The organism is Prevotella bivia DSM 20514 (genome assembly GCF_000262545.1).
Lineage (GTDB): Bacteria > Bacteroidota > Bacteroidia > Bacteroidales > Bacteroidaceae > Prevotella > Prevotella bivia.
Map to the genome: position 1 here is coordinate 33,559 of NZ_JH660659.1, position 12,904 is coordinate 46,462.

Below are 12,904 nucleotides of genomic sequence, written 5' to 3' on the forward strand. Positions count from 1 at the left end.
ATGGCATCAAAACATCTTTCTGAGGATGAGATAAAATACGTTATCTCTGCCGATTCTTCCAAGGCACAGCAGGAACTTCACAGTCTTGGTAAATCCACGGCACAACTCCGTCGTGAGGAGAGTGCACGGCGCAAAGCAATGATAGAGTTGGAGGCTACAGGGCAAAAAAACTCTGCACAGTATAAAAGGTTAAGCGAAGAGTGCAAGTCCTATAGCAAGCAAATCAAGGATAACGAGGATAAAATGAGAAAGCTCCGTAGTTCCCTTGATGTAACCACTATGACGATGTCTCAGCTTCGTAAACAGTCGAAGGAACTCCAGCGCGAGCTCGACAATGTTTCTAAATCCCTCAATCCAGGAGAGTATAAAAAACTGGAGGATCAGTTAAGCCATGTCAATGGTAGAATAGCTGAACTTCGACAAAATGCCAAGTCGTTTACCGAATTGGCTGCAAGCGATGGAGTTAATAACTTCTTTTACGGTCAAGTGGGCTATAAGGCTTTGGAATTGTTCGGTAGTAAACTGGGAGAATTACGTGATTCTGTGCGAGAACTTACCAACGAGGGTGTAGAGATGGCTCGTTCTGCCGATGGTATTACTCATGCCTTTAGCCAGTTTGGAAACCCAGAATTATTAAACCAACTCCGTACCGCCACCAAGGGAACCGTTGGAGATATAGAGCTAATGAAGGCTGCTGTCAAGGCCAAGGACTTCCGCATCCCACTCGAAGACCTTGGCAAGTACTTATCCTTCGCCCAGCTTAAAGCCCAACAGACGGGTCAGTCTCTGGATTATATGGTAGACTCCCTCGTTACAGGTCTTGGTCGCCAGTCTCCCATAATTCTTGACAACCTTGGACTTTCTGCTGCCGAAATCAGCGAAAAGACCAAAGAAACAGGAGACTTTATGCGTGGAGTAGCTTCTATTGTAGAGAAGTCTTTGTCGGAAGCTGGCCCCAGATATATTTCTGCCGCCGACCGTGCAGCACAGGCAGCTGTACGCCTACAAAACAAACAATATGAGGTGGGTAAGGCTTTATTGGAATATGACGAGCTTGTAGAGGGAGTTTATGGTAGAATTAAGATAGGGCTGCTCGATATTATCAAGTTCTTTGCCCAGCATCGCACCGCTACTATATCCCTCACTGTTGCTATGGTTGGCCTTGTTGTGTCTATGACAGCATTGAATACCAGCTTCAAGGCATTCATTTCAAACATGGCTCTTTCAAAAGCTATCGTTGCTGGATGGGCAACCATTACAAGTACTTTTAAAGGTTTACAACTCCTTTTTATTGCCATTACCAGTTCTACTACACGCGCCAATGCTGCCATGCGCCTGTTTAATGCTACCTGTAAGGCTAACGTAATGATGCTACTTGCCACAGCTATTGCTGCTGCAGCTGTTGCTATCGGTACTTATATAGCCCGAACATCGAAAGCAGATGTAATAACAAAGCGTTTAGAGGAAACACAAAAACGTCTTGCTTCCATGTCCAGTAACGTATCAAAACAAATTGTTTCCGACCAGCTTTCTATCAAGAGGGCTGTTAACGACTCAGTAACATCACAGAAGTCGAAGATTGATATGCTCACAAAGACGATTAATGATAACACAGAAACAAATGCAAAGCGAATTAAGGCTTTGGACGAATTAAAGAGGATTATCCCATCCTATCATGCACAGCTCACAACAGAGGGAAAATTGATAAACAATAATACCTCTGCCATCAAGGACTATACAAAGAACCTTATGAAAGCAGCTATGGCACAAGCTATGATAGGTAAGATTGGGAGCATTACTGGTAATCAGCTAAATCACAATCTGCTACTTGAAAACAGAAAAGGAAATCGTAACTACGCCATTAACAAGCTCCGTGCTTTAGGCATGAATGACGATCGTGAGATTCGCACTTTTGATATTCATGCCAGTCGAGGTGGAAATGTTACTATGAAGCAAGGTATCTTTGATAAGAAAACAGGTAAACTCATTCAAGAAATAAGTAGAGATACGGAAGATCAAATTTTGGCTTTCCAAAAGTTAGTTCTTTATAATGATAAACGTATAGAAGAAGAAACGAAATATATATCGGATGGCAATGCCCGTATTGAAGCCATACGCAAGTTAGCGAAGCAACAACAAATCGACTTAGAAGAAAAAATAATAGAGAAAGAAAAACCTAACTCATCTAAGGCTGAAAAAGTAAAGAAAGAGAAAAAGGAGAAAGACCCCGATGATATAGCATCCCGTAATTTTTCAAAATCCCGACAAAGTTCGCTCGACGCAGCCAATGCCGCTTATCAAAAGGATGTAAACAACCTCAATATGTCGCTTGCCCAGAAGAAAATCTCACAGGAGCAATACGACGTCTATATCTCTGCGCTCAACACGCAGCACGCTACCAACCTCCTTACTATTGAGCAGAACTATTACACCAAGTCCACGCAGATGGCTTTCAAGGATGCCGCCAAGAAGAAGGAACTCGAAACGGGTCAGAGTAAGAATGTTGCCCAAGCCCAGCAGAAACTTGAAGAGACACGCATCGCTGCCGAAGAGAAGTATCAAGCCGTAATGACGCAGCTCATAGACCAGGGCAAGGTTCAGCAAACCTTAACCCTGGAACAGGAACGCGATGCCATACTCGAAGTCCTCCGTGGGCTCTATGACACGGCTTTACAGCTGGCGCAGCAAAGCGGAGAGGACGAGTCTGCCGTTGACGCTGCCTACCAGCAGGCTCGCCTCAATATCTTGTCGGAGTACAATGATAAGCAACTCGCCAAGATAAAAGAGTTTGAGCAGCAAAAGGCACAGGCTCGCCAAGAATATGGTCTTGACACTTTCGAGGACCAGCTTGCGGCACGCCAACAGAAGATAAATGACGACCACGCAAAAGGATTACTTACGGAACAAGAGCATCAACAAGCCCTTGCTAACCTCGACCGAGAGGCAGAGGAGCATCGCCTACAGATACGTCAGCAGTACGGACTTGCCACCCAGCAGGAACTCTACAACGCCGAGCTTGAGATGCTTCAGCTCCACTTGCAGAACAAGGAAATCTCACAGCAGGAATACGAAGAAGCCGTCAAGAACCTCAAGATACAGAAGGCAAAAGAGGCTTTCGATTACTACGCTAATCTTGCAGGTGGTGCGGTCAAGGCGCTTCAGGATGCCGAGATGGCGAATGTCGACGCCAAGTACGATGCCGAGATAGAGGCTGCACGAAACGCAGGTAAGGACACTACTGACATCGAGAAGAAGAAAGCCAATGAGAAGCTGAAGATACAGAAGAAGTATGCCGATATGAACTTTGCCATCAAGGCATCACAGATTATTGCCGATACGGCTGTTTCCATTATGAAGGCTCTTGGTGAACTCGGTCCTATCGCTGGTCCTATCGCAGCAGCCCTGATGGGTGTCACTGGTGTGGCACAGCTTGCAGCAGCCAACGCCGAACGTCAGAAAGTGAAGCGAATGAGTTTGAATGGTGCTGGTGGCTCAGCCTCTGCTTCGGGCGCACGTGTCGCCACTGGTTTGGAGTCGGGCGGTAGCATAGACATTGAGCGAGAGCAGGATGGCAAGCTCTTCCACGCTGCCTACGACCCCGACCGCCGAGGGTTTATCAACAAGCCTACGGTCATCGTTGGCGAGGGTGGCTATGGTCATAGCAAGGAGTGGGTGGCATCGAATGCAGCCGTCGAGAACCCTACCGTAGCCCCTATCATCGACATTATCGACCGCGCCCAGCGTGCAGGTAAGATACGCACCCTCGATATGAATAAGTTCCTCATACAGCAAGCCTCGGGGCGTGCCTCGGGGGGACACATTATTCCTACCACCAATGATGTGCGTGGTATTGTCCAGGACTCCTTTAAGGACTCGCTCATCAAACGCCTTACTGATGTTCTCGATAATATCTCCACCAACGGCATCGCTGCTAGCGTGGCACTAAACGAGCTTGAACAGAAACAACAACTGCGCGATAAAGCGCGTAAATACGGAAGTAAATCATGAGAATAACGAATCTCGAAAAGGGCGAGGACTACAACCTCAAGCCTGATACCCAAATACAAATTGAACGTACCAATCCGTTCTTCAATGACTATGGCGAGCAATCAACTCCGCTGGAGCTTCCTGCCTCTGATCACAATAGGCGATTGCTCAATTTTCCCGATACGCTGGCACAAAGGCGAAAAGCACAACTCATTGATGTAACTATCCAAGATGGGGAATACTTTGCACAATGCCGACAAATGGTACTATCGGCACAATATAAGGGCAATATTGCTACGTCTTTTTACATCAATAATGGTTCTTTTTACTCGAAGATACAAAACATTAAGCTCAAGGAGGTATTTAAAGGTGAGTTTATTCCTGGGGTTAATACCGTGGAGCAGGGCATAGAGTTCTGTCGTAAGCTCCTCGATAATACCAACGATAAGTTTACCATTTTCCCCATCCTCGTTACCGACGACTCTGGAGGTGCTAACGCTTATAATTACAAAATCATTAATGCTTTTGGACGGGAAGGAGCTGTACAGTACGAGCCGCGATTTGTGCTAACCGAAGGTTTTAAAATAAAAGAGGAAAAAGGAGCCCCTGTTTATGCTTTCATTCCTCATGTGGGTGGACCGTTTTGCGACTTCTATAATGCTGTAGAGCGTACGGAATATGTCAACAATATCCCCATTAGGTTAAAGCCTGGTTACTACATATCGCCCTTTATTCGTGCTAATTATCTGCTACAACGTATCTTCAAGTATTTTGGATACACGTTGCAAGACAATTTCTTTTCTATTACCGAGCCTTTTGATAATATGGCAGTACTTAATAATGTTATCGATGTTTTGGTCAATGGTAAAATAAAAGTGGCTGACCTTGTACCTGATGTAACTTGTTTCGATTTTTTAGATGTTTTTCGCAAGAAGTTCTGCTGTGAGTTCTCTGCCGATGAGGGAAGCCGTGAGGTAAAGGTAGTATTTTTAAGGGAGGCTCTCCAGAACGTGCCTTCAGAGGATCTTACGGACTGTGTTACAGAAGAACCTACAGTTATCTATAAGTCGGAAAAGGATTACCAAAGAATTATCCTGCAAGCTGCTGATAAGCTCGATGCCGAGTCTACTGATTCTTACGATGACCTAAAGAGTATGTATTATGCTAACCCTGGCGCATTGTTCAATCCCGCAGAGGGTACTTTCTATAAGGTGGGCTTCTCGGGCGCGTATGAGGTCATCACGAAAATTGGGGAAGCGGCACAAGACTATAATACAGGTGAACATTTAGAGCCAAAGGAAATAAAGATACCAGAACTCATCCCTGAGTTTAGAATGTTAACAGTTAAAACAAACGTGCAGGGGAAGAAGCGTACTACCGAATTGGGAAAACTCTTGTATGTGGGGAATTACATTGCGGTTAACTCGAAAATGGTAGTTACAGGTAGCGATAAGGAGGAGACATCCGAAAAGCCGGTGAAGCAAAACACAATGCTGGCTTTCACTTATTATGATTTTAGCCTAACTAGAGGTACCATTTCGCCCTATTGGGTGGCTTATGGTGATAATCATATTAAATTATTCGATTACGCACTCTATTATAATGGTCCTGAGGGCATCTACGAGAAGTTTTATCGTCCTTACGATCTCATGCTTCGCAATTCGTTACACGACATGAAGGTGAAATTGTTACTGTCGCTATCGCAGAAGCAAAACTTACCCGCTGTGGCTAAGATAGTTATCAGAGGTACACCGCTCTTTTTTAATAAGCTAAAGTTTACACTCGGTGGGAAGAACGAACCCATTGAGTCGGAGTTTAAGACCATATCATTAATGGAGCCCATTACCGAAGCTCCAAAAATACAGGATATTCTTGTTAATATGGTGGCTGAATACAAGTGGGTGCCTAAAGTAACGCAGGAGCAGGTATCAAGAGAGGCTTACGAGACTTCGGGGATAGATAAGGATCGCACCTTCGTTACAATTTATCCCCCATTACCGTCTAAGGAGTTCGTGGGGGAAAAATATGGGTTACAAACCTCCTTCACCTCGAAAATGCTTAGGGATAGCTCTTTTTGGCATCACTCGGAATGGGAGTTTACACGCACTACAGTATGGTTGGAGCTTGTGCCTAATTGTGACTAGGTAGCGTTGCCATAATAAGAGAGTATGTCCTTTCTCTTCTGTGTGCTTGTAATTATTTTTGTGCTTAATACTTTCACATATCTTCGTTTATGGATATTATATTAAGACCTGATAGTTTGTCATTCACTGGCAATATCAATCACTTCGTTATTGCGACGAATAAAGAAATCTCCTTTGTATTAAGGCTTGAGCAGGGAGACTCTATAGTCGTGCAGCATGCTTATACGCCCAATAAGAAGAATAGGGTGGATATTGATGTCGAAAAAATTATTGCTCCGCTATTAACTTTCATACTTAAAGAGGAGAAAGAACCGTATAAGCAGGAACTCATAGCACGTTCGTTTAAGGTAGAAATAGCGGAAAAGGATGATCAGGAGAATAAACTCGTTTATACATTTAGGGTTATGAGGGCAGGGGTCGACCATTTGGCTGACTCGCCTACCAATTTCCTGAAAGAGAACTTTCTTACATGGCAACCATCCATAAAGCCCGTTACTTATTATACACCTGAATTCTTAACTTATTATGCCACCGAAGATGTGGTGGCTAAGTGTCAAGCCTTTGTTGACAACAATGGGCAGTACGGTACTACCGACTTGCTATTGGCTAATCTCCCTAAAGACAGTGTGTGGACAATCCCCGTACAGTATGCTATCATTGCGGAGAAAATTAAAAAGATGCCATCGTTTTATGATGTTTGGATAGAAAATACCATGGGTGTCAGGCTCACCTATAAGCAGCGGTACTATGCTTCTGATATCAAGAGCGAACAGGAACAGTGGATCTTGTTTGAAAACTCGCTCGGGGGTATTGATACGTTCCGTGCTTATGGCGATGCTGAAAATACGGCAAAGCATACGCATAATATTGCGGAGATAGAGAACGATGCGCTGGAATATCGTGTTGATACGGCGAGGGAATTTAAGAAAAATACAGGATTACTATCTAAGCAGGAACGGCAGTGGTTACTTGATTTCTTTCCGTCGCTGGGCAAGTATATCTATGTTAATGCGTATATACGGCGCATTGTAGTAACGGAGAGCGATGTCAATTATGAAGTGAAGGAACTACCGTCTAGCTATAGTTTCACTTATAAGTATGCTGATGCCAGACCTTATCTCAACCTACCACGCAATCCGCTCTCTGAGACACTTTCTGAACTCAATATTAAAGTACCCGATGTTGGGTCTTTTACCATCGCCCCACGCTTAGTTGAGTTCCAAAAGCTACAACTGAGTGGTGGGGCACTCTTCCCCGTGCAGAACCCTTATGCTGAGTCATGGGGGGTAACAACCGCGGATGCTATTATTGCATTTCTCAAAGAGACCATAACTGCGGCATATAAGGGAGATGGAGCTTTTGGTCATACGCATACCAATATCTCTGTGCTTGATGCGCTGAATAGGTTTGGAAAATATCTTCTTTTAGGAACGGAGAAAATAGCAGCGGGAATGGCGGATAAGGCTACGATAGCTAACAACCTTGCTCCGAAAAGCACCGATTGGGATGCTATCCTGAGAAAAGACCGCAACGACTCTACTAGCCACGACCTTACCATTGGAGGAAATCTTACCGTTCATGGCAGTCTTGGGAGTAATGCTTTCTCTGAAGGTATAGGTGGGGCTGGTTGGAGGTTGTGGTTAGACCACATGGGCAAAAGCCATATACAAGTAGATTTCTTTGAAGCAATGGTGAGAGCTGCTTTCCACGAGTTGGAGGTTAGGCGTATGATTGGTATTAGTGGCGATCAGATGCAGAGCAATGCTGCTAGCGTATTGCTAGATGCTATCCCAATACTTACTGAAGGTAAGGTGGTAGCGTGGAAGTGCCACCTCAAAACAGATGACGGCACTACACAAATATTTAATACTTGGGCTGCCGGTGATCAGGCTTTCTGCCAAACTTCTAATCTTCGCCAAGGATTGACGAAAGATGCTGCTAATCGCACTTATTGGCGTGTGGTAGCCGATGTTAAGGATAAGACCGACAGCGAAGAAGCTTATATTATTCTTTCTAACGAAACACCTTACTATGACGACAAGCGCACAGATGCGCCACAAGCTGGCGATAGCGTGGTGCAGTTCGGGCATAATGCAGTGTGGGATCTTGCACACGGCATAGATACGGCTACTACTGCCAATCGTATGAATGTGATTATGCAGACCACTAGCGGTGGTTCTCCTGTCAGTGCGGGATATAGGTCTATCTCTAGTTTCAATTACTCCATTGCCGATAATGCCGTATTTTATCTAAGTGCTGGGCAAGTGTTCTTACGCTCTAATAGCTTGAAATGGATTAGCGAGAGTGGTGCGGAAGTGCCTAATGTGCTATATATGGGCGATTGGAAGCCTGGAACGAAAGCACACCGATATGAGACTTATACCTATAACGGAAGTACAAGGATATGTCTCATGGATACAACTGATGAACCTAGCGATCAATCTGCAGCATGGGGTATCTATGCTGCTAAGGGTGGCAGTGGGCTAAGGGTGGAGGGTTTCTCCTCGGCTGGTAGTGCAGCTTTTACGGAGGGACAGACGGATTGGAGGGCTACCTTTGAGCTGCACGTATGGGAGAATGATATTGAAACGACAGACACGCTGCCCACTACTCGCTTTCGTTGGACGAGGGTAAGCGAGTATTCGGCTGGTGATACGGCTTGGAATGGGGCGCACGAGAATATAGGTAATACGCTATCGGTAACTTACGATGACTTAAAGGGGGATACCTCGTTTATCTGTGCGTTTTTAAGTGCCGACGGTAACGATGTATTAGCAAGTAGAACTTTTTAATTAAAAAAAATAGAAACAATGGCAAATGTATTAGCACAAAAGACCTTTACGGTCAAAAAGATTATCAATGGTAAGACACTCACCTTTACGCTAAAGGTGGATAAGGCTTTAACACAGATTTATTCGCGCGATGCAAAGAGTTTTGCGCCCGACTACACAAAGCAGAATCTTACCATTACACCGATGTTGCTGGTAAGTGGACTTACGATCGATAGCGGGAATGCCCACAGCCTTTAGGCGTGGGATGAAAGCGTTATTTCTTTTGATCTTCAATGTATCTCTTAATGGTTTCTTCTGATATGTGTCCAACACTTTCGCAGTAATAAGAACGAGACCAAAGTGTAGGCAATCTTGATTTTAACCAAGGCATCTCGTTCCTTAATAGGCGTGAGGTATAACCTTTGAATTGATTGACCACAAAATGCACAGCAAGCGTTGGTGGTGTTTTGATGAACAAATGCACATGGTCAGGCATAACTTCCATCTTAACAATTTCCACATCTATGGACTTGGCTTTTTCAAGCAACAGTTCTTTTAAGCGCTCGTCAACTCCACCTGTAAGCACTTTCCTACGATATTTAGGACACCAAATAACGTGATAACCAATATTGAATACGCAATGAGAGTTGTAATGGTATCTATTCTTTGTTGTCATTAAAATAGTATATTTTTTATTTGCAATGTAAGAATAATATTATATATTTGCAAGTAGCATAACTTAAAATATGATTTCACAAAAGTACAAACTATATAGAACCGACAAGACGAAGCACCTTGACAAGATGCTTCGTGAGGGTGCATTTGTGTGGAATCATACACTCGCTTTGCAAAAGCGGTACTATAAGTTATACCATAAGTATGCAAGCGTTGTTGATATGCAAAAGCACCTTGCTAAAAGATTCAAGTTTGCAAGACTTCACTCTCAGACAGTGCAAGAAATCATACAACGCCTTGATGTTGCTTATAAGCGTTTCTTTAACCATATTTCCAAGCGTCCGCCAAAATTCAAGAGGGTATCTGATTTCTGCTCGATAGTGTTCAAGCAAGGTGGATATTCATTGAATGGTAATGTTCTGACTGTGAACAAAATCAAGAAACGCTATAAGTTCTCATTGAGCAGAATATATGAAGGCAAGATTAAGCGACTGACGATTAAGCGCAACCATTTAGGAGAATACTTCATCGTTATGTGTATCGACAGAGAAGTCGAGAAATACGGAAAGACACACGATGGTGCATCCGTAGGCATCGACTTCGGATTGAAGAAATACATGACGTTAAGCAACGGGGTAGAGATAGACAATCCGCAATTCCTTAAATCTGACTTGGGTGAGCTTAGGCGTAAATCACGCAATCTTTCTAAATGTGCAAAAGGCTCAAACAACAGCAAGCGGAAAAGGCTTGAATTGGCTAGGCTGTACAACGATGTTTCCAACAAGAGATGTGATTTCCAATGGAAACTCGCCCACGAACTATGTCGCCAGTATGACAACATATTTATAGAGGACTTGAACCTCACAGGTATGTCGAGATGTTGGGGAAGGAAGATGAGCGACCTTGCGCATGGAGAATTTGTATTGAAGTTAGAGTATGTCGCATCCAAGTATGGTTGCACAGTACATAAGATTGATAGGTTTCACCCATCAAGCAGGCTTTGTATGTGTGGCTACAAGAATGATACGCTGACACTCAAAGACCGTGTGTGGACTTGCCCTGAATGTGGGGCAGTACATCAACGTGATTTGTTAGCGGCGAACAATATACTTCGGCAGGGCATTGCCGAATTGGGGAGTGGTAGTAAGTCGTCCAAGCATCAGCGAGGACGCAGCCACGTTAGTCACCCAAGAATCTCATCCCTTTAGGGGTGAGAGTATGTCAAGGGCGATCAAATCGCTAATGTTAGCGGGTTTAAGTGGACATTAACAAAGCAGGACGGCACGGCATCGGCTACAAAGCTAGTGGATGTTGCGAGTAGTTCGGCTAAGAAGTTGGCTACCAACCTTACCGATTGTACAGGCTTGAAGATAACTTGTGAAGCGACTTATACCGACCCAACAAGTAAGATTACCGCACCTATAACGGCATCTATTGATATCACCAAGGTGGAGAATGCGGGTATGAACATTCTTGCAAGTATGTATATGCCACAAGGCGACACGTTCGACAACTCGACAGCATCATTGAAGCTGCACTGTGATCTTATGCGTGGTGGCGATATTGATAAGACAGATGTTACCTACAAGTGGATGATGTTGAGAGGTGGCTCGTGGGTGGAACTGAATGCAAGCACAGCACAGGGTATCACGGGGGTTACCTCTAACGAAATCACCGTACCTGCTTCGGCAGTTACGAATGTGGGTATCTTTAAGTGTGTTATCAAAGATGCCGATGCGGGTAGTGCCACAGCGCAAAAGGAAGTGTTTGCTATTGGTACGCTCTATGACGGTAGCGACCCTTATGAGATAGATGTATTTCAGCCCAATGGCGACAGCGTGGACATAGGCGGTACGTTGGCACATTGGTTTAAAATCCGTCAGGGTGCTACCTACGTTACGAATGCTGCTTTTCTTCAGGCGCATAAGATGTTCGTGTGGCGATTTGCTGCCAACAATGCTATGGATACCACGTGGGGAACACAAGGTAAAAAAGAGTGTACACTCAACGCACAACAGGCACGCTATGAGCTGGCAATTGCATACGCTGACTTGTTGAGCGGTACGCAGGCTTTCACGGTGGAACTAAACTAACCTAGGGGAGGACTAGCGTATGGTATTAGCACAAAAGACATTCTCGGTTAGAAAGAATATTCACGTTGACATACTCTCACCCCTAAAGGGATGAGATTCTTGGGTGACTAACGTGGCTGCGTCCTCGCTGATGCTTGGACGACTTACTACCACTCCCCAATTCGGCAATGCCCTGCCGAAGTATATTGTTCGCCGCTAACAAATCACGTTGATGTACTGCCCCACATTCAGGGCAAGTCCACACACGGTCTTTGAGTGTCAGCGTATCATTCTTGTAGCCACACATACAAAGCCTGCTTGATGGGTGAAACCTATCAATCTTATGTACTGTGCAACCATACTTGGATGCGACATACTCTAACTTCAATACAAATTCTCCATGCGCAAGGTCGCTCATCTTCCTTCCCCAACATCTCGACATACCTGTGAGGTTCAAGTCCTCTATAAATATGTTGTCATACTGGCGACATAGTTCGTGGGCGAGTTTCCATTGGAAATCACATCTCTTGTTGGAAACATCGTTGTACAGCCTAGCCAATTCAAGCCTTTTCCGCTTGCTGTTGTTTGAGCCTTTTGCACATTTAGAAAGATTGCGTGATTTACACCTAAGCTCACCCAAGTCAGATTTAAGGAATTGCGGATTGTCTATCTCTACCCCGTTGCTTAACGTCATGTATTTCTTCAATCCGAAGTCGATGCCTACGGATGCACCATCGTGTGTCTTTCCGTATTTCTCGACTTCTCTGTCGATACACATAACGATAAAGTATTCTCCTAAATGGTTGCGCTTAATCGTCAGTCGCTTAATCTTGCCTTCATATATTCTGCTCAATGAGAACTTATAGCGTTTCTTGATTTTGTTCACAGTCAGAACATTACCATTCAATGAATATCCACCTTGCTTGAACACTATCGAGCAGAAATCAGATGCCCTCTTAAATTTTGGCGGACGCTTGGAAATATGGTTAAAGAAACGCTTATAAGCAACATCAAGGCGTTGTATGATTTCTTGCACTGTCTGAGAGTGAAGTCTTGCAAACTTGAATCTTTTAGCAAGGTGCTTTTGCATATCAACAACGCTTGCATACTTATGGTATAACTTATAGTACCGCTTTTGCAAAGCGAGTGTATGATTCCACACAAATGCACCCTCACGAAGCATCTTGTCAAGGTGCTTCGTCTTGTCGGTTCTATATAGTTTGTACTTTTGTGAAATCATATTTTAAGTTATGCT

General features: G+C 44.2%; 8 protein-coding genes. 6 read left to right on the forward strand and 2 right to left on the reverse strand.

Annotated features, from left to right (window positions below):
• The 4 genes from PREBIDRAFT_RS00780 (at position 1) to PREBIDRAFT_RS00795 (ending at position 9,160) form a co-directional block, all read left to right on the forward strand.
• The gene (locus tag PREBIDRAFT_RS00780) at positions 1-4,008 is read left to right on the forward strand and encodes a coiled-coil domain-containing protein (RefSeq protein ID WP_004338383.1); all 4,008 of its coding nucleotides are present in this window, start codon (positions 1-3) and stop codon (positions 4,006-4,008) included.
• A complete protein-coding gene (locus PREBIDRAFT_RS00785; RefSeq protein WP_004338382.1) occupies positions 4,005-6,131 on the forward strand; it encodes a hypothetical protein in 2,127 nt (708 codons plus the stop codon). The genes PREBIDRAFT_RS00780 and PREBIDRAFT_RS00785 overlap by 4 nt, the downstream gene beginning before the upstream one ends.
• 89 nt (positions 6,132-6,220) lie before the next feature.
• A complete protein-coding gene (locus PREBIDRAFT_RS00790; RefSeq protein ID WP_004338381.1) occupies positions 6,221-8,923 on the forward strand; it encodes a hypothetical protein in 2,703 nt (900 codons plus the stop codon).
• 18 nt (positions 8,924-8,941) lie between these two features.
• Positions 8,942-9,160 carry a hypothetical protein gene (locus PREBIDRAFT_RS00795; protein ID WP_036875420.1) on the forward strand — a complete coding sequence of 73 codons (219 nt, stop codon included), beginning with the start codon at positions 8,942-8,944 and terminating at the stop codon, positions 9,158-9,160.
• A 16-nt stretch (positions 9,161-9,176) separates the two neighbouring features.
• Here PREBIDRAFT_RS00795 and tnpA read toward each other — a convergent pair whose 3' ends face one another.
• The gene (tnpA, locus tag PREBIDRAFT_RS00800; RefSeq protein WP_004338458.1) at positions 9,177-9,578 is read right to left on the reverse strand and encodes an IS200/IS605 family transposase; all 402 of its coding nucleotides are present in this window, start codon (positions 9,576-9,578) and stop codon (positions 9,177-9,179) included.
• A 70-nt stretch (positions 9,579-9,648) separates the two neighbouring features.
• Between tnpA and PREBIDRAFT_RS10875 the strand changes: the two genes are divergently transcribed.
• Entirely contained in the window at positions 9,649-10,785 is a 1,137-nt protein-coding gene (locus tag PREBIDRAFT_RS10875) for an RNA-guided endonuclease InsQ/TnpB family protein (RefSeq protein WP_004338968.1), read from the forward strand.
• A 96-nt stretch (positions 10,786-10,881) separates the two neighbouring features.
• On the forward strand, positions 10,882-11,670 hold the full coding sequence (locus PREBIDRAFT_RS00810; RefSeq protein WP_244864320.1) for a hypothetical protein: 789 nt from the start codon (positions 10,882-10,884) through the stop codon (positions 11,668-11,670).
• 82 nt (positions 11,671-11,752) lie between these two features.
• Here the strand turns inward: PREBIDRAFT_RS00810 and PREBIDRAFT_RS00815 are convergent, their stop codons facing one another.
• Complete coding sequence (locus PREBIDRAFT_RS00815) at positions 11,753-12,889, reverse strand: RNA-guided endonuclease InsQ/TnpB family protein (RefSeq protein ID WP_004338969.1); 1,137 nt, start codon at positions 12,887-12,889, stop codon at positions 11,753-11,755.
• Positions 12,890-12,904: the final 15 nt, after the last annotated feature.